This window comes from Sphingobacterium siyangense (assembly GCF_023277505.1).
GTDB lineage: Bacteria > Bacteroidota > Bacteroidia > Sphingobacteriales > Sphingobacteriaceae > Sphingobacterium > Sphingobacterium siyangense.
The window spans coordinates 2474231-2498072 of record NZ_CP080574.1; the positions used below are offsets into that span (position 1 = coordinate 2474231).

At 41.1% G+C, this 23842-nt stretch carries 18 protein-coding genes; 11 read left to right on the forward strand and 7 right to left on the reverse strand.

What is annotated here, in order from left to right; translation table 11 throughout:
• Positions 1–2 precede the first annotated feature (2 nt).
• The 7 genes from glgB (at position 3) to K2F45_RS09980 (ending at position 10502) form a co-directional block, all read left to right on the forward strand.
• A complete protein-coding gene (gene glgB, locus K2F45_RS09950; RefSeq protein ID WP_075992006.1) occupies positions 3–1961 on the forward strand; it encodes a 1,4-alpha-glucan branching protein GlgB in 1959 nt (652 codons plus the stop codon).
• A 153-nt stretch (positions 1962–2114) separates the two neighbouring features.
• Positions 2115–3527: a glycogen synthase gene (locus K2F45_RS09955; RefSeq protein WP_075992007.1), complete on the forward strand. Its 1413-nt coding sequence runs from the start codon at positions 2115–2117 to the stop codon at positions 3525–3527.
• 6 nt (positions 3528–3533) lie between these two features.
• Complete coding sequence (locus tag K2F45_RS09960) at positions 3534–4817, forward strand: glucose-1-phosphate adenylyltransferase (RefSeq protein WP_075992008.1); 1284 nt, start codon at positions 3534–3536, stop codon at positions 4815–4817.
• Positions 4818–4985: 168 nt separating this feature from the next.
• Positions 4986–5747 (forward strand): hypothetical protein, encoded by a 762-nt coding sequence (locus tag K2F45_RS09965; RefSeq protein ID WP_248933439.1) that lies wholly within the window; start codon positions 4986–4988, stop codon positions 5745–5747.
• Position 5748: 1 nt separating this feature from the next.
• Entirely contained in the window at positions 5749–6531 is a 783-nt protein-coding gene (locus K2F45_RS09970) for a M90 family metallopeptidase (RefSeq protein ID WP_075992010.1), read from the forward strand.
• 154 nt (positions 6532–6685) lie between these two features.
• Complete coding sequence (locus tag K2F45_RS09975; protein WP_248933440.1) at positions 6686–8467, forward strand: DUF4091 domain-containing protein; 1782 nt, start codon at positions 6686–6688, stop codon at positions 8465–8467.
• Positions 8468–8768: 301 nt separating this feature from the next.
• Complete coding sequence (locus K2F45_RS09980; protein ID WP_248933441.1) at positions 8769–10502, forward strand: thiamine pyrophosphate-dependent enzyme; 1734 nt, start codon at positions 8769–8771, stop codon at positions 10500–10502.
• Positions 10503–10657: 155 nt separating this feature from the next.
• Here K2F45_RS09980 and K2F45_RS09985 read toward each other — a convergent pair whose 3' ends face one another.
• On the reverse strand, positions 10658–10846 hold the full coding sequence (locus tag K2F45_RS09985) for a hypothetical protein (RefSeq protein ID WP_075992013.1): 189 nt from the start codon (positions 10844–10846) through the stop codon (positions 10658–10660).
• Between the two features lie 265 nt (positions 10847–11111).
• Between K2F45_RS09985 and K2F45_RS09990 the strand changes: the two genes are divergently transcribed.
• Positions 11112–11600, forward strand: coding sequence for a hypothetical protein (locus K2F45_RS09990; protein ID WP_248933442.1), 489 nt, complete (start codon positions 11112–11114; stop codon positions 11598–11600).
• On the opposite strand, the gene K2F45_RS09995 is transcribed toward K2F45_RS09990, so the two are convergent.
• Complete coding sequence (locus tag K2F45_RS09995) at positions 11583–11966, reverse strand: diacylglycerol kinase (RefSeq protein ID WP_248933443.1); 384 nt, start codon at positions 11964–11966, stop codon at positions 11583–11585. The two genes, K2F45_RS09990 and K2F45_RS09995, sit on opposite strands and share 18 nt — an antisense overlap.
• A gap of 181 nt (positions 11967–12147) precedes the next feature.
• Between K2F45_RS09995 and K2F45_RS10000 the strand changes: the two genes are divergently transcribed.
• On the forward strand, positions 12148–13326 hold the full coding sequence (locus K2F45_RS10000) for a MalY/PatB family protein (protein WP_248933444.1): 1179 nt from the start codon (positions 12148–12150) through the stop codon (positions 13324–13326).
• 178 nt (positions 13327–13504) lie between these two features.
• Here the strand turns inward: K2F45_RS10000 and K2F45_RS10005 are convergent, their stop codons facing one another.
• Positions 13505–15667 carry a S46 family peptidase gene (locus tag K2F45_RS10005; RefSeq protein ID WP_248933445.1) on the reverse strand — a complete coding sequence of 721 codons (2163 nt, stop codon included), beginning with the start codon at positions 15665–15667 and terminating at the stop codon, positions 13505–13507.
• A gap of 226 nt (positions 15668–15893) precedes the next feature.
• Here K2F45_RS10005 and K2F45_RS10010 point away from each other — a divergent pair, with 226 nt between their 5' ends.
• The gene (locus K2F45_RS10010) at positions 15894–16832 is read left to right on the forward strand and encodes a hydrogen peroxide-inducible genes activator (RefSeq protein WP_120334676.1); all 939 of its coding nucleotides are present in this window, start codon (positions 15894–15896) and stop codon (positions 16830–16832) included.
• Positions 16833–16838: 6 nt separating this feature from the next.
• Positions 16839–18638, forward strand: coding sequence for a chloride channel protein (locus K2F45_RS10015; protein ID WP_075992018.1), 1800 nt, complete (start codon positions 16839–16841; stop codon positions 18636–18638).
• 91 nt (positions 18639–18729) lie between these two features.
• Here K2F45_RS10015 and K2F45_RS10020 read toward each other — a convergent pair whose 3' ends face one another.
• From K2F45_RS10020 to K2F45_RS10035, 4 genes are all read right to left on the reverse strand, one after another.
• Positions 18730–19320 (reverse strand): riboflavin synthase, encoded by a 591-nt coding sequence (locus tag K2F45_RS10020; RefSeq protein ID WP_248933446.1) that lies wholly within the window; start codon positions 19318–19320, stop codon positions 18730–18732.
• A 674-nt stretch (positions 19321–19994) separates the two neighbouring features.
• Positions 19995–20588 carry an RNA polymerase sigma factor gene (locus K2F45_RS10025; protein ID WP_075992019.1) on the reverse strand — a complete coding sequence of 198 codons (594 nt, stop codon included), beginning with the start codon at positions 20586–20588 and terminating at the stop codon, positions 19995–19997.
• A gap of 198 nt (positions 20589–20786) precedes the next feature.
• Positions 20787–22277, reverse strand: a complete 1491-nt coding sequence (locus K2F45_RS10030; protein WP_248933447.1) for an arylsulfatase — start codon at positions 22275–22277, stop codon at positions 20787–20789.
• Positions 22274–23797, reverse strand: coding sequence for a sulfatase family protein (locus tag K2F45_RS10035; RefSeq protein ID WP_248933448.1), 1524 nt, complete (start codon positions 23795–23797; stop codon positions 22274–22276). Before K2F45_RS10035 ends, K2F45_RS10030 begins: the two co-directional genes overlap by 4 nt.
• Positions 23798–23842 lie beyond the last annotated feature (45 nt).

Genomic DNA, 23842 nt, shown 5'->3' on the forward strand with positions numbered 1-23842 from the left:
ACATGGCCAATGAAGTAATTCCGCATAGTCTCTTTTCTGAATTTGATGTCGCCTTATTCCAGTCGGGTAAGCACTTCAAATTATACGAAAAGTTCGGTTCGCATGAACTGGAAGTCAACGGTGAAAAAGGCGTTTATTTTGCGGTTTGGGCTCCAAATGCAAAATCCGTCTCCGTAACCGGCAACTTCAATTTTTGGGATAAGGAGCATCACGCGCTCTTTGTGCGCTGGGATGGTAGCGGAATCTGGGAAGGGTTTATTCCGGGGCTTGGCAATGGAGAGACATATAAGTATGTTATCCAGACCTATACTGGTGAGCAACTCGAGAAAGGTGATCCTTTTGCCTTTCGGTGGGAAGTTGCCCCAAAGACTGCTTCCGTTGTTCATTCGACCTGGTATGAGTGGCAGGATAAGCAATGGATGCAGGAGCGTGCCGTTAAAAATAGGCTGGATCAACCCTGGTCGGTCTATGAGGTACATTTAGGGTCCTGGTCGCGGGATCCCGAAAGTCCGGATACGTTGCTCAACTACCGCGAAATCGCCGTGGCACTTGTATCTTACGTGAAGGAAATGAATTTCACGCATGTGGAGTTTATGCCTTTAATGGAGCATCCCTATTATCCTTCTTGGGGATATCAGATAACAGGTTATTTTGCGGCAAGTTCGCGTTATGGTTCGGCACAAGATCTCATGTATCTGATTGAGGAGCTGCATGCCGCCGGGATAGGCGTATTGTTGGATTGGGTTCCTTCGCATTTTCCGGGTGATGCACATGGTCTTTATCGTTTTGATGGGACGGGCTTATACGAGCATGAAGATCCCAGGAAAGGGTTTCATCCCGATTGGCAATCCTATATTTTTAACTATGGGCGAAATGAAGTACGTTCTTTTTTGATCAGTAATGCATTTTATTGGTTGGATCGTTTTCATATCGATGGACTTCGGGTCGATGCGGTAGCTTCTATGTTGTATTTGGATTATAGTCGAAATGCAGGCGAGTGGATTCCCAATGAATTTGGAGGAAATGAGAATCTCGAAGCGGTACAATTTTTAAAAGAGCTGAACGAAGCCGTTTACGGACATTTTCCACATGTGCAGACAATCGCCGAAGAATCTACTTCTTGGCCGAGTGTCAGTCGGCCAACGTATGCTGGTGGATTGGGCTTCGGAATGAAATGGATGATGGGCTGGATGCATGATACGTTGGATTACTTTAAAGAGGATCCGATTAACCGCAGTTATCATCATGATCGACTCACCTTTGCGACAGTATATGCTTTCCATGAAAATTTTATGCTGCCCTTGTCACATGATGAGGTCGTTTACGGAAAGCAGTCCCTAATTTATAAAATGCCAGGCGATGAATGGCAAAAGTTTGCCAACTTGCGCGCATTGTATCTCTTTATGTATACTTTTTCGGGAACAAAATTGCTGTTTATGGGCGGTGAATTTGGGCAGACTTCGGAGTGGAATGTAAACCAATCGCTTGATTGGCATCTTCTGGAGTTTGCGCCTCATCAGGGTATGAAAAGATTTGTAGCCGATCTGAACGCGGTTTATAAAGCTCAACCAAGTCTTTACCAAAAGGCTTTCGATGCTGCAGGTTTCGAATGGATAGATGCCGGTGATCGTGAAAATTCGATTGTGGTCTATTGGCGAAAGGGATTTGACTCCTGGGATGATACGGTTGTTGTACTTAACTTAACGCCTGTTGTTCGGGAACATTTCCGTATTGGTTTACCTTACGCCGGTGAATGGGAAGTGTTGCTGAATTCGGATGATTTGACCTATTTCGGTTCCGGAATACATAATCTGCATATCCATAGTGAGCACTTGCATTGGATGAACCAAGTACAGTCTGCACAACTTCATTTGCCTCCTCTAGGAGGCTATATCCTCAAAAGGAAGAAGGAACTAAAGGATGTAAATCCGGTGAAGCAGGGAGAACGTACACCTGTATAATATGTTTCTCGAAAATTTGATGATGCACAAGAATAAGTTGAGTTATAAAATATGGATCTGGCCTCAATTTTCAGGTTCGGTAAATTTGTTGTAATAAATAGTAGGAAGGTTGCTTTTTGCCTTTGAAAGAGATAAAATATAGAACTTATTCGAATGAAAGTATTTCACTTGAGTGTTGAATGTTATCCGGTCGCCAAAGTTGGTGGCCTTGCGGATGTCGTTGGGGCATTGCCCAAATATCAGACCAAACTCGGTTGGGAAGCGGCTGTTGTCATGCCCTGGTATGACCGACCATTTGTTCGGGACCATACTTTTACTGTCGTTCACGAGGGTACTTTTTATCAAGGATCTGAATTGTTGAACTATGTTGTTTATAAGGAAGCAGACAATATACTGGGATTTGAGCTTTATTTAGTCAAGATTCCAGGAAAACTCGATCGGCAGGAGGTGTATTGTTATCCCGATGAAGGTGAACAGTTTATCGCCTTTCAACATGCTGTATTGGCTTGGTTTAAGGATAAAGCTATAGTCCCCGATATTGTGCATTGCCATGACCATCATGTCGGTTTGATGCCTTTTTTGATGAAGTATAGCAATGACTATAATTTTCTTGCCGATGTTAAAACGGTAGCCACCGTGCACAATGGGCAATATCAGGGTTGGACACATTGGAGCAAAGCCATTCTGTTGCCTGCTTTCGATAGCTGGAAATGGGGATTATTGGACTGGGATGGTTTAATTAACCCACTTGCGGCCCTAATTAAATGTTGCGATGCTTACACAACTGTATCCGAAGGCTATCTGGAAGAGCTTTATGTGGAAGCAAATGGCTTACAGCATCTATTTTATGATGAGCGAAATAAATCTGTCGGTATTGTCAATGGAATTGACTGGGAAATCTGGGATCCCAACATTGATTATACCTTGTTCGAAAACTATGATGTTGTACAAGCTTTTTCCGGCAAATTGAAAAATAAGGAGGCTTTGGCGAAGCAGTATAAAATCAATCCAGATCGACCACTGCTTGTTTTTATAGGCCGATTTGCAACAGAAAAAGGAGCGGATTTACTACCGGAGATAATTTTGGATTTGACGGAGAAATATCGCGATAGATTAAGTATATTTATACTGGGTGCCGGAGACCCAGCGATCCAGTCGCGTGTGAAATCACTCGTCGATGATGGAATTGATAATTTTGATGTGTTCTTTGGTTATGATGAAAGCCTTGCCCATTGGCTTTATGCCAGTGCGGATTTTCTTTTAATGCCTTCCCGCGTTGAGCCCTGTGGCCTTAATCAGCTCTATGCGATGAAGTACGGTACATTGCCGATCGTGCATCAGGTGGGGGGATTGAAAGATACGGTAATCGATCTGAAAAATGATGGCTACGGTATAGGTTTTGATAGTTTGACAACCACTGAAATTAGTGCAGCGATTGTTCGGGCTATAAATTTTTACGACAGTAAAAAGCAGTTTGAGGAGAATCAACGTAAAATGATGCAGTTGGATTTTTCTTGGGATAAATCTGCAGCGAAGTATATAAGTCTATATAACCAAATAATGTAATTTGATATGTCACGTCATAATGTAGTAGCTATCGTCTTGGGCGGAGGAAGGGGCTCACGTCTGTATCCATTGACCGATCAACGGTCTAAGCCGGCGGTTCCCATTGCCGGGAAATATCGCTTGGTGGACATTCCCATCTCGAATTGTCTTAATTCGGGTTTTAACAAGATTTTTGTGTTGACACAATTCAATTCTTCGTCACTCAACTCCCACATTAAGAATACCTACAACTTTAGTATTTTTAGTAAGGGCTTTGTTGATATCCTGGCTGCCGAACAGACCAATGATGGCGATAAATGGTTCGAAGGTACGGCAGATGCCGTACGGCGATCGTTTCGGAAGCTGGCTAGTATTGATTATGACTATGTACTGATTTTATCGGGGGATCAGCTGTATCAAATGGATTTTGATGCACTGGTTGACTTTCATGTCGAAAACGAAGGCGACCTGACCATTGCGACTATTCCAGTAAACGCCAAAGATGCCACTGGTTTTGGAATACTGAAATCAGATGAAAAGAATCACATTACCTCTTTTATTGAGAAGCCGAATAGTGAGCAGCTGGTAGACTGGAGTTCAGAAGTGAGCGACCATTTAAAGGGTGAGGGTAGGGAATACCTGGCTTCTATGGGTATTTATGTTTTTTCAAAAGGCGTCCTGAAACGTATGCTGGAAGAGAATCGCGGAATGGATTTTGGAAAAGAAATTATTCCCGATGCAATTGATACGAATAGGGTGCTTAGCTATCAATTTGAGGGCTATTGGACAGATATCGGAACCATAGGTTCTTTCTATGAGGCCAACATTGGTTTGACTGATAATATTCCGGCCTTTAATCTGTTTGATAAAAATACGGTTTTCACCCGTCCAAGGATGTTGCCGCCTTCTAAAATTTCGGGTACAACATTGATCAATTCTGTCATTTCGGATGGCTGCATTATCCAAGCGGATAAAATAGACCGTTCCGTCGTGGGAGTTCGTTCGCGGATTGGTACAGGATCTGTGGTGCGCGGGACATATATGATGGGGTCTGACTATTATGAGGATCTCGTCGATATGGAGGATGCAAAGCGGAAAAATATACCTGTGGTGGGTGTTGGAGAACGCTGTTATATTGAGAATGCTATTTTGGATAAAAATTGTCGTATCGGTAACGATGTCCGGATCAATGGCGGACCTCATTTGCTGAATGCCAATCATCCTACCTATACCATTTGTGACGGCATTGTTGTTATCAAAAAAAATGCGGTTATTCCAAACGGAACAACAATAGGATTGACAAGCCTATAAAATTTATAGAACAAGGGAGATAATATATTGTTATCATTGCAAGTTATTCTAATGGAAGTACCGGGAAATACGGCTAATCTACAGGTTCAATTTACGGGTAGGTAGTAAAATAATTGCTTCATGGTACTGTCTTTGCTAGCAAAGAACATTTTAATATAATGAAATCGTATGCAATTGAGACAGGTTATCTCCCTTTTTTTGACGGTATTTGCCCTACTGGGCTGCGAAACTTCATTGATGGTTCAAGGTAGTGGTGTCTTACGTGATGCCTCGCGTAGATTTGAACTTCGTAACGGCAATCGAACAGTCGTTTACATTCCAATGCGGCATCTGGGTACACGTGTGTACTATGATCAAATCCAGCGTGCTGTAGATTCTCTTCAACATTTGGGCTATGTTGTTTTTTATGAAAGCATCGCTTATCAGGTGGATAGTGCGGCACAACGTGATCTATATGACCGCAAATTTAGAAAGCTTACAGGGAATCGGCTAGGGTTGCAGCAATGTATTGAAATACCGGGCGATACCTCCCGGGTTCTTCGGGCGCCCATGTACCGTAAACTGGGGCAGCGAATCATTAGTCAGCCCGATTATTCCTTTTTTCTGGTGAATTATGAAACGGCGGTAAATGCGGATATTCCCAAAAATAAATTGCTTGACGAGTTTGAATACCTGTATGGTGCGATCAACCTGGATGATTGTGATTACAAAACACCGCTCCAGGAACCTTATTCCTGCAAACCTATAAAAGCGGCATTAAAAAACAAATTTGATAAAGAATTTGTCATGAAAAAAAGGGAAGAGAACCTGGCTTCGTTAGTTGCTGACGCTCCACAGCAAAAGATTTTAATCTTATTTGGAACCTCACATTTTAAAGGCTTTTTGCGTAATTTGCAGGCTCGGGATCCCAAATGGATACAGATCAAATAATATGCTAGGAAAACTATTCATTGTACTGCTTATACCAGTAACCATTTATGTTGTTTATTACCTGTTAAATCGTACGGCCAAAAATAGCAAAGCCATTAAACGTGTATTAAGCGACGAAGGCAAAGAAATTCTAGAAAAAGAAGTTGCCTATTACCGCAATCTGTCCACTGCGGACAAAGCGGAATTTGAAACCCGCTGTTTAAAATTTTTGGATACGGTCAAGATTGAAGGTGTGGGTGTAGCGGTTGAGCTGAAAGATTATATGATGATTGCCGCCAGTGCAATTATTCCAATATTTGCCTTTAAGAAATGGACTTATCCCAATTTGACCAATATTATGGTTTATCCTTCCCAATTCAATACAGCCTATGAATTTGAAGGCCATGCTGACCGCAATATTATGGGTATGGTGGGTGAGGGAGCCATGAATGGACAAATGATATTGTCTAAATCGGCACTGGAGTATGGCTTTAAGAATCCAAACGATGGACAGAATACAGCGATACACGAATTTGTGCACTTGATCGATAAAACCGATGGCACAGTGGATGGCATTCCCACACATTTGATGGATAAGGCTTCAGTCATTCCTTTTATGAATCTGATACGGGAAGAAATTACCAAGATAAAAGAAAATAAATCTGATATTGATGTATACGGCATGACCAATCCAGCTGAGTTTTTTGCGGTTGCCTCGGAGTATTTTTTTGAGAATCCAGAAAAATTTAAGCAGAATCATCCCGATCTCTATACCGCACTTTCTGAAATTTTTGAACAAAGTTAGTTATCGATAAATAAAATTTTAGTATTTTTAAGGCAAACAGAAGTTGTTTGCCTTTTTTCTTTGAGCACCCGCTCCTAGGCGGAAAAAAGAACGATGCGATTGTGAATCCATCGCTGCTGGCAGCTTCGCTAAAGTTTTGTTAATTATAACTGTTATGCCTAAAACTACAATTTATTCTTCTATTGCCCTGGCTTATATGCTATTTTGTGGCAGTAATCCGGGATTTTCCCAGCAGCGTTTTGCTACAGGGACAACATTTACTGAAATGGCCGATCCCACAAAGGATACTTTATCCAACTGGTCGAATGTTAAAGCCGGTCTACATGCTTCGTTTGTATCGATAGACAAACGTTATCCCAAATCTGTTAATCCAAATCTGACAACACAACGTACGGCGGCTGTGGATGCCTGGAAAGGTGAGCAAGTATCGGCACAAGTATTGTTATGGACCAGTGCTGCCGCAGCAGATGTTGCTGTATCGGCAAGTGAATTAAAGTCTACCACAGGCAAGGTGATCGGTAGCGATGCGGTACAAGCGCGTTTTGTTCGTTATGTCATGACTGATGAATTTGCAAGTGGTTGTGGCCATCGTAAACCAGAAGATTTTAAAGCTTCTCTGTCGGCAGATATGTTGGATGATCTGAAAAGCTATGACCTTGAAGCTAAGAAAGTCCGTCCTGTATGGATTACAGTAAAGGTTCCCAAGGAAGCTGCTGCTGGACAATATAAAACGACAATTTCAGTTAAGCAAAATGGTCAGGTAAAGGAACAGTTACAACTTACGGTCAATGTGCAAAATCATGTGCTGCCACCTGCATCCCAGTGGACTTATCATTTGGATCAATGGCAACACCCTTCGGCAGTTGCCCGCGTCAATAATGTGAAGATGTGGAGCGATGAGCATTTTGAAGCGTTGAAGCCTACCATGAAACAACTTGCAGCTGCAGGGCAAAAAGTGATTACTGCGACTTTAAATAAGGATGCCTGGAACGTGCAGACCTATGATCCTTATGCGGATATGATTATCTGGAAGAAGGCAAAAGACGGTTCCTGGACCTATGATTATACTGTTTTTGATCGGTGGGTAAACTTTATGATGGATCTGGGGATCAACAAACAGATCAATTGCTATTCGCTTTTACCATGGAATAACGAGGTACATTATTTTGATGAAAGTAAAAATGAACTGGTCAATGTAATTGCTAAACCGGGAACGCCGATATTCGAAGAATTATGGACGCCTTTCCTAAAGGATTTTAGCAAACATGTCAACGCAAAGGGCTGGTTGAAGATTACCAATATCGCCATGGATGAAAGAGGTCGTGAAGAAATGGATCCAGCCATAGCATTGTTGGAAAAAGTAGTGCCTGAGTTTGGGGTTGCTTTTGCAGATAATCACAAAAGCTACCAACGTTATCATAAAAGTACCGATATCAGCGTTGCCGCCGGAGATCCATTTGACCAAAATGATTTGATTGAACGACGCAAAAAAGGATATATTACGACATTTTATGTTTGCTGTTCAGACGAATTCCCAAATCAATTCACGTTCTCGGATCCAGCAGAATCCACCTATATGGCTTGGTATGCGCTAGCGGCAGGCTTCGATGGAGCATTGCGTTGGGCATTTAACTCCTGGGTCAAAGATCCGCTGCATGATTCAAGGTTCCGTACCTGGCCAGCGGGAGATACTTATATTGTTTATCCACAAGGAAGAAGCTCTATCCGTTATGAACGTATGTTGGAAGGTATTCAAGATTATACCAAAGTCGGCATTCTTAAAGCAAAGTTGGAGAAGTCAAAAGATCAAGCTAACCTAGCGAAGCTAAATGCAAAAATTGCAAAATTGAATACCGCTAAACGCTATGCGGACTGGAATAAAGATCTCAATGATGCAAAGCGTTTTGTCGATGAATTGTCGCGACAAATCAACTAAGGATTTATTAAGTCTATAATTTTAAAAAAGCTGCTTCAATCAATTTGAAGCGGCTTTTTTCTTGATTATAATCTTTTTCTATTTTAAGTGCAGCGGATTGTTGGCTGAAATTTTCGGCGCAGTGTATCCTTGCTTCCCGTTGAGGCTATCCTTGCACATGCGATCATTTTATATGCTTGGGTAATACAGTATTGTTCAGGTAATATCCCAAACCATTACGCTAAATTATTGTTGTTATTAAGTGGCGATAACATAATTTGCATAAGGTCGCTGTCACAAAATCTTAAATTATAGTATAGGTATGAAAAATGTAGCACACCAGATTGTGGGTCTTTTAAAGGATGCGGGAATTCAGCGTATTTATGCCGTAACGGGCGATAGTTTAAATTTTTTCAACGAAGCTGTTCATGCAGATGGAACGATGCAATGGATCCATGTAAGACATGAGGAAGTGGGGGCATTTGCCGCAACGGCAGAGGCCTATTTGCACGGGATCGCCTGTTGTGCGGGAAGCAGTGGACCAGGACATGTGCATCTGATCAATGGTGTTTATGAAGCACACAAGACACGGGTACCCATGCTTGTGATCGCATCAACATGTGCTACATACGAATTTGGAACCGATTATTTTCAAGAAACCAATCCAATCAAATTGTTTGATGATTGTTCTTGCTACAATCAAATGATCACTCGGCCAGAACAGGTGCAACGTATGGTGCAAAATGCATTACAACAGGCTATCTCTAAACGGGATGTGGCGGTTATCGGTTTGCCTGGTGATGTATCAGAAATGGAAGCGGTTCAAATGAATACCTCAACGAAGGTGTTTTTCACTGAACCTCAGGTGAGGCCTTCGGATATGGAAATCGGGCGCCTGGCGCAGTATATCAACCAGGCTGAAAAGATAACCTTGTTCTGTGGTGTGGGAGCCAAGAAAGCACAGGAGCAAATTGTAGCGTTATCACAAAAGATCCATGCGCCAGTAGGTTATTCATTTAAAGCAAAGTTGGATATTCAACGCGACAATCCCAATGAAATCGGTATGACCGGACTTTTGGGCATGGCGTCGGCATTTCAAAGCATGCATCATTCGGATCTTATTTTACTTTTGGGGACTGATTTCCCTTATAAAGATTTTATACCGACGAATAAAACCATTGTTCAGATTGATATTGAAGGCGAAAAGCTCGGGCGCAGATCCATCGTAGATTATGGGCTAGTGGGCGATATCAAGCATACCTTAAAAGCGGTATTGCCCTTTGTGGAAGCGCGTTCGGATACAAAATTTCTGGAGAAGCAGCTTGCTTCTTATGCAAAGGTCAAGGAAGATCTCATGACTTATGTGGACGATTCGGGCAGTGAATGCGCGATACAGCCTGAATTTGTAGCGCATACCATTGATCAAAAAGCCAGTGATGATGCGATTTTTCTACTTGATACCGGGATGTGCTGTGTGTGGGGAGCACGTTATATTAATCAGCGAAAGGATCGTATCATGCTGGGGTCTTTTAACCATGGGTCTATGGCTAATGCCATGCCAATGGCTATTGGAGCGGCATTGACACATCCTGAACGTCAGGTTATTGCTTTTTGTGGTGACGGGGGACTATCCATGTTGTTGGGGGATCTCGCAACAATAAAACAATATAACTTACCGATTAAAATCATCGTCTTTAACAACCGTGCACTTGGTATGGTTAAATTGGAAATGCAGGTGTCAGGTCTGAAAGATCAGGAAACCAATATGGTCAATCCAGATTTTGCGATGATCGCGCAAGCGATGGGAATACGCGCATTTACGGTGACTCAGCCCCAAGAAGTGGATGCTGTTATCACTGAAGCTCTTGGTATGACGGATGAGCCTGTCCTGATCGATATATATACCAATCCCAATGCATTGGCTATGCCGCCCAAGATATCCTTCAGTCAAATGAAAGGGATGACAGAAAGTATGGCAAAATTAATGTTGTCGGGTAATTTCGAAGAAGTATGGGATACCATTAAGTCGAACTATAAACATTTGAAATCGCTTTAATAACTTGTGATATTCGAATTGTTAAACATATTAAAAGCCCCTCGAAGCATAACAGCGGAGGGGCTTGTTTTGTGTTAAAAGTGACTTGAATGTGTGGCTGTCAGACCATAATATGCTGATCAGCGGATAGTCGAAATTTGGAGGAAAATGTTATCTCAACATTGACGTTGAACAAACCAAAGACTTTTAAGTAATTCTTCTTTACAGCGTCTGAGTTTTTCAACTTTGGATTCGGAAGAAATGGTAACTTGCTCTTTAACAATAATAGCCAAGTCTGTTTCAATGGACAATTTTGTGAGTGATGTACATCCACTATCAAATTTCTTAAAGCTTACATCTTTCATACTAATATTGGTTAAGAATTCCTGAATTTTATAGCGTACAATTTACTAATAAAAATTAGCTTTACAATAAGCTAGCAATAATTTTATTGTTACTAAATTGTTTATTTTTAATAGCTTATATCGTGCTAAAATAGCCGAGTGCTATCTAACTTATAAACAATATTTGCTTGCTTTTTGTTTTCTGAATTTTAAATTTTTAAATGTTAGTTATTTAAAACAAAATTTCTTTTGAATTGCTATCTATACTATCAAACAAAAAAACACGATGAGAATAATAAATTTTGGATTTATAGTGTTGCTGTGTTGTGCTGCTTGCCATCAGCAACAAAAAAAACAGGATGCTTCCACGAAACTCAATGACACTGTTCAGAGTACTCAACCTTTGGATGCTGAGAGGTTTCTTACTGGAAAGAGTACGTATCAATACCTTAAAAATGGCGATACCATTTCATTATCAATCACTGTTGATGGAGAAAAGGTAAAGGGTGATCTAAGCTATGCCTGGAAGGAAAAAGATCGTAATAAGGGACATATTGATGGTGTATTGAAGGGGGATATTTTAACTGCCGATTATACTTTTTCTTCTGAGGGACAGGAATCCGTCCGCCAGGTAATATTTAAATTATCCAAGGAGCGTGCACTGGAAGGTTATGGTGCGATGGAAGAGAAGGCTGGAAAAATGACTTTTGCCGATCCTAAAAAGATAGCTTTTGATGAGAAATTTGCCTTAGAAAATTTAACGAAGGGCCAATGAGATCAGCTTGGGAATAAAAATTAAGAGGCCGATCAATAGTGCAGTGATGCTGCTGATCATCACTGCCGCTGCGGCAATATCTTTAATTTTTTTTATGTTTGGATTATTTTCATGACAGATAAAGTCGGCTATATTTTCCAATGCGGTATTTAACAATTCACAGACAAATACAAAACCAATGGAAAAGAGTACAGCAATCCATTCGTGGGTACTTATGTGAAGCACAAATGACAGGGTAATGGCAATAATGGCCGCTATACAATGCACCCTGAAATTATGTTCTTCCTGCCAGGCTGTTTTTAGCCCACTGAACGCATAGTGAAAACTCTTTAATCTAGCACGAAATGAAAAGTTATTTTTGGCCATAGTTGTCCTACTATTTTCTGTAAAGATAGCGCTTTCTGCTTATCTAGGCATACTGGATTTTTTATTGTATTTAGTCTGAGCTATTCCTTGGCCATATCCATCTGATCCGCTTTCTTGTTCATCCTTTTTACTTTATGGGGCTTTTATTACAAATGCAGCCTAATTTTGAGTAAATTGCTGTATGATCTATAATTTTGATAAAACGATTGTTCGTCGTGGTACCGATTCGGTCAAATGGAATCAACATGATTATGACGATTTGATTCCACTCTGGGTTGCGGATATGGACTTTCCAGCAGCACAACCTGTTGTGGATGCGCTTGCGCAGCGGGTTCAACATGCTGTATATGGGTATGCTACTATTCCAGCTACTTTTTACAGCGCGGTTATGAGCTGGTCTTCGCAGCGGCATAAATTTGTACTTCAGCCGGAATGGATACTTCCTGTGATCGGTGTGGTACCGGCGCTTTCAGCTTTGGTTAGCGCATTTACCTCACCGGGTGATAAGGTTTTGGTTCAAGAGCCTGTATATCATTGTTTTTTTTCCTCAATAGAACGCAATCAAGCCGAGGTGGTTTCCAATGACTTGATTTACCGCAATGGTGAGTATGCTATTGATTTTGAAGATTTTGAATATAAAGCAAGTGATCCGAAAGTCAAGTTATTTATTTTATGTAGTCCACATAATCCCGCTGGCCGTGTTTGGACTAGAGCTGAGCTTGAGCGTCTCGGTGAAATCTGTTTGCGGCATCAGGTCTTAGTCATTTCGGATGAAATTCATTGCGATCTGGTATTTGAGGGCCATACACATATTCCTTTTGGGAGCATCAGTGCAGCCTTTTTGGCGAATTCGATTACCTGTGTAGCACCGAGTAAAACCTTTAATTTGGCAGGACTCCAGGTCGCTACGGTCTTCGTAGCCGATCCTGAACTCAGAAGGAAAGTGCAGCAGGCTTTCTTAGCCAACGAGATAAGTAGCATAAGTCCCTTTGCCATTACAGGCCTGATCGCTGCGTATGAGTCGGGTGGGGAATGGTTGGATCAAGCTTTAAGCTACATTCGTGCGAATTATGTTTATTTGAAAGGCTTTATGGCTGAATACCTGCCTGCTTTGCATGTCCTTCCTTTGGAGGGTACTTATCTGGTATGGGTAGATTGCGCCGCTTTGGGGATTTCAAGTCGAAAATTGGGGCAGCTCTTATTGGACGAGGCACATGTACAGGTCAATGTCGGTGCGATGTATGGCAAGGAGAGTGACGCCTTTATTCGCCTCAACATTGCTTGTTCAAGGGAAGTCTTGACAACAGGCTTGTCGCGTTTGAAGATTGTTTTCTCCTCTTTACTGCAAGGAGCAAAATAGTATACGGATAAATCCTAAGTGAGGAGTTGAATAGGTTCTGATATACGGCGAGTTTTCGGCTCATAGTATCGTGGATCATAGTATCTTCCCGCTTAGCGAAAAGAAAATAGCGTAATGAACAAAAAATCCGCTGTATCTCTCGATGCAGCGGATTTTTTGAGGTTTGTTTTAGCCCCGATTAAATCCCCATTTCTTTCAGAATGAAATGCGCGTTGTCGATTTTATCGGCAACCCAGAGGACATAACGAATGTCGACTCCGATGGATCTGCTGTAACTCTCGTTCCAGGCGAAATCATTAATTGTTGCATCATAAGCACGGTCAAAATTTACACCGATTAATTCACCATTGGCATTCATTATTGGAGATCCTGAATTTCCACCTGTAGTATCCATATCATATAAGATATTGACCGGCACAGATCCCAGATCTTTTTGAAGATAAGGGCCAAAATTTTTATTGAGGTAAGCTGTCTTGATTTCTTGTGGATAGTCAAATTCTGCTAAACCAAGATTTCCTTTTTGAATGATTCCTTCGATTGTCGTGAATGGCTTCATATAAGTTGCATCAGCAGGAGAGTAGCCTTTGATGTGCCCATAGGTCAGACGTAAGGTTGAGTTTGCATCAGGAATAAAGTTTTTGGCCTGAAAAATTTCCTTGACGGCGACATAATCGCCCATTAATTTGTTCAGTACCCCTTCACGTCTTTTTTGTTCAGCAGCGAACTGGACAATATCATTGTTCAATTTGCCCTGGAAATCCAATAATTTGTCGTCAAATTTCTGAAGTGCATCGGCATTGGCCAAGATAGTATTTAGTATGTAATTTTGATCGCCAAGTTTACTGTTCTGAATAATCTCTGTTGCAAATTCTTGTGCGGTACCCGTATTAAATTGCAATTTCTGAATGGAAGCCAATTGATTTTTACCTTGGAATGCGATGGCATCTTCCAACATTCTGGAGAAAATACGCTGATCAGCCTGCTTATTGTAGCTTTCGTAGGTTTCTTTAACAGCGATTTTTAATTTTTCGATATTCAGATCGAAAAGCTGCTTGGCAGCTTGGGAGGATTTTTCCTTTGCCAAGTTGGTTTTCAGAACGTTTAGGTCGCGGGCTACTTTCAATAAGCTCGTACTATTGTAAATATTATTGATCCAAAGTTCTTTCAGGGCATCTTGATCACTCAGCTGATAATAGGCGTCAATATCAGTGAGTAGACTTCCATATTTGTTTTTCAGTTCGGGTTTACTTAAGATAAAAGCCGCCAGTGCTTCGTCTTCTTGTTTTTTTGTCGATAGCAAGTCGATTCCTCGTAAACCCTTGAGTTTACCACGATAGTTTTTCAATACATTCGCATTACGTTTTATGCGTGTTGCCAAGGACAAGGCGATATCGGTATTATCTTTTCCTGCTTCCTCCATCTGTTTGTTTTGGAAATCATACAGATTGGATACGTAAGGCAAAAGGTATTCCTGTTGATATTGAATATATTGTGCTGGTCGGTGTCGGAATGTTTTTCCGGGATAACCAAGGATAAAGGTGAAATCATTTTCCCGTACACCATTTGGATTGACTTTAAGGTGTTTTTTGGGCTGGTAAGGAACGTTGTCTTTAGAATAAGGTGCAGATTTTCCGTTTTTGCCGACATAAGCTCTCAAAAAAGAATAATCTCCCGTGTGGCGTGGCCATACCCAGTTGTCTGTCTCTCCACCAAATTCACCAATGTTTTGACGTGGAATATAAACTAAACGAACGTCTTCGATTGTTTTATAACGGAATAGGACATAACTTTTACCGATAAACATTTCCGATACTTCAGCTTTAATCGTGGGATCTTCTTTTTCCGCTTGTTTAACCAGTTCTTGTTGTTTACGTTTAATCGTATTGATACGCTCTACCGGGTCACTGATGTTGGCGACAGCATTTAATATTTTAGCGGAAACATCCTCATAAGAATCGGTAATTCTTATTTTTAATCCTTTTGCCTCAATTTCCTGTTCTTGATTTTGGGCGACAAAACCGTTTTTTAGGTAATTGTTGATTGCTGTACTGGCAAGTTGAACGGCAGAAAAAGCGCAGTGGTGATTGGTAATGATCAAACCACGGTTTGAGACAAACGACCCAGTACATCCACTGACTTGAACCAGGGCATCTACCAGTCCGACCTGACCGGGATTGTAGATATCTTTCTCACTGATCTTTAACCCAGCTTTCTTCAATCCAGCTCTATTTAATTCACTCAATGGAAACATTCCCTCATCGGGATTTGCCTTGCTATAAGGACTGTTTGCCATGGTTAAGAATAGAGCTAGTGCAATTGTCGTGCGATTTATAAACTTCATAGGATTTTAACTATCAACTGTTGTAAATCTCCAAATTTAAGAAAAGCATTTTGATGAAATCGATTTTTTATGTGAACTAATGTAACAATAGTGGATATACTGGACCTTTTTGGCAAGGTATTTATTGTATAATCGGCAGGCCAAATACTCCTGTTGACTTTAATTATAAAGGATTTGACATTGGTTTACGACAGGATTCGTAATTTTGTGCTTTAAAGATAGTAAGATGACCTTAATCCAACTGGAATATATTATAGCTGTTGATACCTACCGAAGTTTTGTTGCAGCTGCAGAAAAATGTTTTGTCACGCAACCTACGTTGAGCATGCAAATACAAAAACTTGAAGAGTCTTTAGGAGCAAAAATCTTCGACCGGAGCCGTCAGCCTGTTGTTCCTACAGAAATCGGCGAGAAAATTATTCTTCAAGCTCGATTGGTATTGACGGAAAGCCGAAAGATCAATGAGATCGTACAGGATAAAAAAGGGGAAATTGAGGGTACACTACGGGTCGGTGTTATTCCGACAATCGCACCTTATTTACTTCCGAATGTGCTGACCACATTTATGGAGAAATATCCGAAACTACAATTGCAGATATGGGAATATACGACAGAACGGATTGTGCATGAATTGAAGGTCGGACTTCTGGACTGTGGTGTGCTATCTACTCCCTTAAATGACCCCGGGATTTTGGAATCACCCTTATTTTACGAAAATTTTGTCGCTTATATTTCAGCCAATAGTCCACTGTTTCCTAAAAAGATACTAAGTGGTGATGATATTGCCGATGATAAACTATGGTTGCTCAATGAAGGTCATTGTATGCGCGGGCAGGTGCTTAATATTTGTCATCATAAACATAATCAAGATCTTACAGGACGATTTGAGTATAATACGGGTAGCGTAGAGACCCTAAAACGTATGGTAGACATCAACGACGGAATCACGATATTGCCTGAGTTGTCGATTTGGGATTATTCCGATGAACAATTGGATAGGATCCGTTATTTCAAATCACCGGAACCAGTACGGGAGATATCATTGGTGACGACGCAAAATTATGTAAAGAGACATGCAATTCAGGCCTTAGAAAAAGAAATATTGGCCGTAGTACCCGATAAATTCAAAACAAAAAAGAAAAAGGAAGTGTTGAGCTTTCAATAGGACGATATGAGAAACCTCAAAAGACGTTTTTTTAAAAAAATAGACCAGATCAATCAATGGCGGATGAAGAAAGTTTCTAACCGGAACTTTATCATTATACTCGCATTTTTGGTTGGAATTGTTGGTGGTATTATGGCATCTGTGCTAAAAAGATTAACCCATTTTATTGCGACGACTATACAGGATGATATCGATTGGAAAGTAAAATACTCGGTTTACTTGATTTTTCCATTGATAGGGATTTTGCTCAGCGTGTTTTTTGTTCGCAAATTTTTGAAAGGGAAGAAGATGGAGCATGGGATTACCCCGATTATTTATGCCATCAGTCGGAAGGGCAGCCGATTGGATCCCAGCAATATTTATTCTCAGGTGGTGACATCGGCTATTACCGTTGGCTTTGGCGGGTCCTGTGGTTTGGAAGCTCCTGTTGCTTTGGGTGGTTCTTCGATCGGTTCTAATATCGCCCGTTTTTTTGGATTGCAGTATAAGGAAGTTACCATGTTATTGGCTTGTGGTGCAGCAGCAGGAATTTCAGGTGCTTTCAACAGCCCTTTGGCAGGAATGATTTTTGCTATCGAGATCTTGCTTCCCGAATTTTCCATTCCAGTGTTCATTCCTTTGCTGATCTCATCGGCATTGGCTTCTGTAGTCTCTCGGGTGCTTTATAATGAACCCTTATTCAGTACATTCAATTCCGATTGGCAAGTTTCGGCATTGTTGTTTTATTTGCTATTAGCTGTGCTGATTGGGCTTTATACGATTTACTTTGCACGTGTTTCTAGGAGTGTGGGGAAATGGTTTTCTAAGATTAAAAATCCCTATAATAAAGTGTGGGTCAGTGGTATTGCCTTAGGTCTGATGATTTTTGTATTTCCAGCGCTGTATGGTGAGGGCTATATTACCATTCAGCAGATTCTCAATGGTCAGTTTAACTCGATTGTTAAGAACAGCTTGTTCTCAGACTACAAGGATATGGGATTAGTAGTCCTGGGCTATACGATATTGACCTTATTTGGAAAATCCCTTGCTGCGTTATTTACATTAAATGGCGGTGGAAATGGTGGGGTATTTGGACCAAGTTTAGTGATGGGAGGTCTGTTGGGCTTTGCATTTTCTTATGGTGTAAATTTGACCGGAATTGCCGAGCTAAATGTACCCAATTTTGTGGTAGCGGGGATGGCCGGTGCGTTGAGCGGCATTATGCACGCGCCATTGACAGGTATATTTTTGATTGCAGAAGTGACCGGAGGTTATACCTTGATGGTTCCATTGATGCTGGTTTGTTCCATTTCCTATTTGATTAATCGGTCGGTTTTAAAGCATTCCATTTACACCAAGGTATTGGCGGAGTCTGGCGATCTGATTTCTTATGAAGACAAGGATCGATCCGTGTTAAGTATGATGCGGATAAAATATGTATTGGAAACTAATTTTGTGATCTTACGCCCCGACGAAACACCAAAAGGTCGACAAACCGACATCATCCATAGTAAACGCAATATCTTTCCGGTGGTGGATTACGAAGGCAAATTTATGGGGCTTCTTTATAGCGAGTTTCTATTCTCAGTATTATTGGGTGAAGTGGATGGGGGGGATACGACTTTCGAAAAGTTAGCTCAGAAGCCAAATGATACGGTAGGTATCAATGAAAACATGGAAATCGTGATGGCTAAAATGAATAAGGACGACACGTGGATACTTCCAGTTTTGGGGGATGAAAATAAGTATATGGGCTTTGTTTCCAAATCGAGTGTTTTCAACAAATATCGCGCGTTATTGATACGTCAGGGACACTATTTGGAATAAACTGAGTATACATTGTTAGAACGCGAAACGAAGTGTGTTCGGATATGCTCCCTTGGGTCGGCTTTAAACCCGAGGAAGCATAGCAAATTTTTTAAGCGCGTAAAGCCATTATCTTTGTGACATATTTTCCGATAATATCAAACTCCAAGTTGACTGTGCTACCCACCTCAACTTGTTGCAAGTTGGTATGCTCTAGTGTATACGGAATGATAGCAACTGAAAACTGATCGTCTTTAGAGTCTACTACTGTCAAGCTGATACCATTTACGGTAATGGATCCTTTTTCTACGGTGATATTTTGTTTGGAAACATCATATTGAAAGGTAAAAATAAAACTACCATTTTCATCTTTCTTTTGGATACAACGCGCAGTCTGATCCACATGTCCCTGGACGATATGTCCATCAAATCTTCCTCCTGCCAAAGTACAACGTTCCAAATTGATCAGGTCGCCCATCCTTAATTGAGCGAGATTTGTCTTTTGCAAGGTTTCATCAATTGCCGTCACTTTATGCTGATCATTGTTCAATCCGACAACAGTAAGGCAAACGCCATTATGACTTACACTCTGGTCTATTTTAAGTTCATTGGAAATAGCAGAACTGACGTAAAAATGGATATTGCTTTTTTCCTGTTCGATATTTTCTATTTTTCCTAGGGTTTCTATGATTCCAGTAAACATGATATTTTTTTTGATTGATTCCAAAGTTACTAAATAATTAAATGAAATATCGATGTTTAGATCGCACAAATGTGGTAGATAAGAGCTCATGGTGATTACATCTGAAGTCAGACTTCACCACCAAATTAAGTTGAATGGCAAACTTGAAAGTTAAGGGGCAATCAACAATTGTGGTCTGTATTGACGTGTAGGGTATATTTATGGATGCAATTGAGTGCGTAAAGATAAAAGTGATAGATAAAATGAGGGCAGGAGATGACCGGTCATTCTGTTGTAAAGATAAATAATGCAAGGGTTAAATACTGTGGCTGGGACTAGTTGAGTGAAGCAACCAAAAAAATAATCTGTTGAAAAATGCAAAAAGATTGTAGTGTACATTGTACACTTACTATTCCTTTTGTGATTGCTATGCTAAAACAAATTTATGGGAGTTGAAAAAAAATATAACAAAATTTTTGTTTATATCATTTGAACCACTATCTTTGTCCTAGGTTTAGGTTGATTGCCTCTTACAAAGAGGTATTTATAAAAGCTTAGCAGGTCGCCCGACCGAATGCTAAGCTTTTTTTTGTGATCGTTTTTTTTTGATTATTACTCCACTAAACACTTAATAACAAGCTGTTTACTTTCTTTTATAAATTTCTGGGAGGAGGATGAGGGCTGTGTGGTAGCCGTTAACTTTTGAAGGTATACCATGCTGTCAGCATTAGGATGGTGAGATATTCAAATTTTTTCGATTTGAAACGTTCTTTTAACGCATGCAATGCTTTGGATCTCGCATAATAGATGGTTGATGCGGTTGTGTTCAATGTTTCACAAATTTCATCTGTATTCAAGCCTTCCAAAAAACTGAGCTTGCAGATCTGAGCTTGTTGTTTGGGAAGCAAATTGATTTCAGCAAGTAACAACTCGCTGAGTTCTGTTCGGAATATTTTCTTGAGTACATCTTCATCCGGAACTGACATATGCTGCAGAATATCGAGTTCCTCTTTCCGTATTTTGAATTGAGTAGTTCTTTGCATATCGATACAGGCATTTTTAGTAGCGATAAAAAGAAAGGCTTTGAGGCTTTCATAATGCTCTACCTTTTGTCTATTATTCCAGAGTTTAACAAAAACATCTGAGACAATTTCCTCGGCATCGGTTTTGTTGCGGAGATAAGAAAAGGCAAAATAGCGTAAAGAATGACCAAAATGATCCATAAAAAAGCATAAGGCCATTTCATCACCTTCTTTCAGTGTATTGATGTATGATTCTATTTGCCGCATACTTGGTTATTGATCGTTTTACGTTGGCCTTCGGGATATGTTGTGCTCCTTATGGTCAATACATCATTCAATAGGTAAATTCACATTCGAGCCCCGCTATGGATTGCTTGGCTAAATTACATAAAAAACTTGGGTTGTCATGATTCAATCCGGACAACCCAAGTTTTTTAAGATTAAAAAATTAAGAAAGAAATCGATTTATTTTTTAATCATCTTATTCGCTACAATCTCCCATTCCTGTATATGAGCAGGCTGGTGTTCATTATTGACAATTTCATCGAAATGCTGCAGCATTTGTGGGTGCTGTGCCGCGATATCTTTTTCTTCCCAAGGGTCTGTTGCTAAATCATATAATTGCCATTTTGCTTTAGGGTTTTTCTTCAGATCGAGTTTGACGGCCTTCCAGCGTCCTTCGCGTATGGCGATCTGGCCGCCCTTTTCTGGATATTCGAAATAGAGATATTGATGTTTTTGTTGGTTCTTTTGACCCAGCCAGGTTGGAAGGAGGGAGAGCCCATTGCTGTGGCCGGGCCTTTGTTGAACCAGCTGAGCGAAGGTAGCCATGAGATCGTATTGGGCCGAAATCAAGTCTGTTTCGGAATTCGCTTTGATGCGGTTGGGCCACCTGACAATTAACGGAACTTTGATACCGCCTTCAAAAACATCCATTTTCAATCCCCGAAGTGAATCGACACTGCGGAAAAAACGATAATCTATGCCCCCATTAAAGCCAGTTCCGTTGTCACTGGAGAATAGAATAATAGTATTGTCATCTATTCCCAATGATTTGATATGCTTCATAATCGTGCCGACCTGGTCATCCAGATAGGTGATCATACCGGCATAGGTTGCTCTTGGATAGGGGGTAGCCGTATAGCCGTCCTGTCCGTAATAAGGTTTGTCATGGAAGAGGTCCTTATATTTATCTACATATTCCTGTGGAACTTGTAGTGATAAGTGCGGCAATGTATAAGGAAGGTATAAGAAAAAAGGTTTGCGTTGGTTTTTGTCGATAAAAGCCAGTGCTTTCTCAGTCATTAGTTCAGGTGCATATTCCTTACCGTCAAACTGTTTGAAGTCCTCCGCCGTGGCCTTACTGGAATCTAAAGGAGAATGGACAAATTTTTCCTTGTTTTGAAGGGGATATTTTGTTTCATTTTCCCAAAGATGTGTTGGGTAATAATTGTGTGCCTGTTTTTGGTCCAGGTAACCGAAGAAATAGTCAAATCCCTGTTTATTGGGGCTTCCGGTGGAATTATTCATTCCAAGTCCCCACTTTCCAATGGCAGCGGTCTGATAACCGGCTTTTTTAAATAGGTGAGCCATGGTATACGTTCCTTCAGGTAGTGGCATCTGGCCACCCTCGAGACTATCTGCGAAACCGCCCAATTCATAATTTCCACGAATATAAGATTGGCCACCATGCTTGCCCGTTAATAACATGCAACGGGCTGGGGCGCATACTGGAGTACTTGTATAGTGGTTTATAAAGCGTAAACCTTCATGTGCCAGCTGCTGGATATGTGGTGTTTTGATCAATCGTTGTCCATAGGGCTCAGTTTCGGCATAACCTAAATCGTCTGCATAAAAAAATATGATATTGGGCAATTTATGCTGCTTTTTCTTTTGTTGTGCAAAAAGAGTCCCCCATCCGAGGAGGATGAGGGAAAGTCCAACTTTTAGTTTCATTTTTTACGTTCTCCTTCCAATAATTGCTTGAGTTCAGCGACCTTTTCTGGATATTTTGAAGCCACATTATTCTTTTCGCCGATATCATTTTTAAGATCGTATAACTGATCTTCCGGAAGACTTCCTGTTTCTGTATCGGTTAATTTCATGTAGGGGGAACCTTTGCTTGGCGCAATATATTTCCATTCATCCTTTACGATGGCAAGTGTCTGTGCGTGCTGAACCATACTACTACGTCCCTTATTATCTTGACCGGTTAAGGTTTTCAAGAGCGGCGCGCTATCTTTTGCTTCATCTGCCTTTAGTGGAACATCCAATAATTGGGCACTTGTTGCCAAGAGATCTATTTGGCTGATCAATGCATTGGAAACTTTCCCCTGTGCAACACCTTTGCCGTTCACGATAAAGGGTACGCGAGTTCCACCCTCGAAGATACTATATTTGCCACCGCGTAGTGGACCTGCAGGTAAATGACCATTTTGCAGGGCCACAGCGCCATCCATATACCCGTCGTCGAGAACGGGGCCGTTGTCGCTGCTGAAAATTATAATTGTGTTTTTGTCAAGTCCCAAAAGTTGCAATTGCTGTTGAATTTGTCCGACGGTCCAATCTAACTGCAGAATAGCATCGCCGCGGTAGCCGAGTTTGCTTTTACCTTTAAATTGTGTTGCTGGCATGCGAGGGACGTGTGGTTCTGTCAAGCAGAAGTAGAGAAAGAACGGTTTGTTTTGGTGTTGTGAAATAAAGTCCTGGGCTTTGTGAAGAAATGTTGTGGAAACTTCTTCGTCTACCCATCTGGCACGTGTTCCACCGCTCATGTAACCGATTCTTCCGATACCGTTGACAATAGTCTGATTATGTCCCTGGCCAGGTGAAGAATGCATTTTGAGCAGTTCGGGATGCTCTTTTCCTGTGGGGTCGTTACCTATTTTCTTTTCATAGTCGACCAGGATTGGATCATTGGCCTCTGCAGCCACGACCTGATCATTTTCAAGGAACACTGTTGGGACGCGATCTGCTGTTGCAGGAAAAATGAATGAATAGTCAAAACCTACATCGTTAGGCCCGGGTTTTATGGGGGCATTCCAGTCTTTTTGGACCTGATTTCCGAGTCCCATATGCCATTTGCCAACAATGGCAGTAGCGTAGCCCGCATGTTTAAATACTTTGGGTAAGGTGATTTTATCAGTAGGAACAATTAGCTTGGCATCTCCGGGCAGAATGCCTGTACCTTCCTGACGCCAGGGATACGTACCGGTCATCAATGCAAAACGGGAAGGGGTACAAGTTGCCGAAGTACTATGAGCATTGGTAAATCGTACGCCGCTTTGGGCGAGCTTATCCAGGTTGGGGGTTTCGATCTGTTTGGCACCATAGCTGCTTAAATCACCAAAACCAAGGTCGTCTGCATAAATATAGATCACATTTGGTTTACTAGCCTTTTGGGCAAAACTAACCGTGGGGAGCGCTGCGAAAAGGCTCGAGGAGAGTAATAACGTTAGGGATAGTGGCTTCTTCATATACGTTAAGTTTTGTTTAAAGGGTATCGTTTGACAATTGACGAT

What these genes read in the sequence shown, in the direction of transcription:
- K2F45_RS09985 (WP_075992013.1), bottom strand. Translation starts at nt 10,846, where the DNA reads ATGAAAGATGTAAGCTTTAAGAAATTTGATAGTGGATGTACATCACTC.
- K2F45_RS10035 (WP_248933448.1), bottom strand. Translation starts at nt 23,797, where the DNA reads ATGAAGAAGCCACTATCCCTAACGTTATTACTCTCCTCGAGCCTTTTC.
- K2F45_RS10005 (WP_248933445.1), bottom strand. Translation starts at nt 15,667, where the DNA reads ATGAAGTTTATAAATCGCACGACAATTGCACTAGCTCTATTCTTAACC.
- K2F45_RS10020 (WP_248933446.1), bottom strand. Translation starts at nt 19,320, where the DNA reads ATGTTTACTGGAATCATAGAAACCCTAGGAAAAATAGAAAATATCGAA.
- K2F45_RS09960 (WP_075992008.1), top strand. Translation starts at nt 3,534, where the DNA reads ATGTCACGTCATAATGTAGTAGCTATCGTCTTGGGCGGAGGAAGGGGC.
- K2F45_RS09965 (WP_248933439.1), top strand. Translation starts at nt 4,986, where the DNA reads ATGCAATTGAGACAGGTTATCTCCCTTTTTTTGACGGTATTTGCCCTA.
- K2F45_RS10010 (WP_120334676.1), top strand. Translation starts at nt 15,894, where the DNA reads ATGACCTTAATCCAACTGGAATATATTATAGCTGTTGATACCTACCGA.
- K2F45_RS10030 (WP_248933447.1), bottom strand. Translation starts at nt 22,277, where the DNA reads ATGAAACTAAAAGTTGGACTTTCCCTCATCCTCCTCGGATGGGGGACT.
- K2F45_RS09955 (WP_075992007.1), top strand. Translation starts at nt 2,115, where the DNA reads ATGAAAGTATTTCACTTGAGTGTTGAATGTTATCCGGTCGCCAAAGTT.
- K2F45_RS09995 (WP_248933443.1), bottom strand. Translation starts at nt 11,966, where the DNA reads ATGGCCAAAAATAACTTTTCATTTCGTGCTAGATTAAAGAGTTTTCAC.
- K2F45_RS09990 (WP_248933442.1), top strand. Translation starts at nt 11,112, where the DNA reads ATGAGAATAATAAATTTTGGATTTATAGTGTTGCTGTGTTGTGCTGCT.
- K2F45_RS09970 (WP_075992010.1), top strand. Translation starts at nt 5,749, where the DNA reads ATGCTAGGAAAACTATTCATTGTACTGCTTATACCAGTAACCATTTAT.
- glgB (WP_075992006.1), top strand. Translation starts at nt 3, where the DNA reads ATGGCCAATGAAGTAATTCCGCATAGTCTCTTTTCTGAATTTGATGTC.
- K2F45_RS09980 (WP_248933441.1), top strand. Translation starts at nt 8,769, where the DNA reads ATGAAAAATGTAGCACACCAGATTGTGGGTCTTTTAAAGGATGCGGGA.
- K2F45_RS10025 (WP_075992019.1), bottom strand. Translation starts at nt 20,588, where the DNA reads ATGCGGCAAATAGAATCATACATCAATACACTGAAAGAAGGTGATGAA.
- K2F45_RS10000 (WP_248933444.1), top strand. Translation starts at nt 12,148, where the DNA reads ATGATCTATAATTTTGATAAAACGATTGTTCGTCGTGGTACCGATTCG.
- K2F45_RS09975 (WP_248933440.1), top strand. Translation starts at nt 6,686, where the DNA reads ATGCCTAAAACTACAATTTATTCTTCTATTGCCCTGGCTTATATGCTA.
- K2F45_RS10015 (WP_075992018.1), top strand. Translation starts at nt 16,839, where the DNA reads ATGAGAAACCTCAAAAGACGTTTTTTTAAAAAAATAGACCAGATCAAT.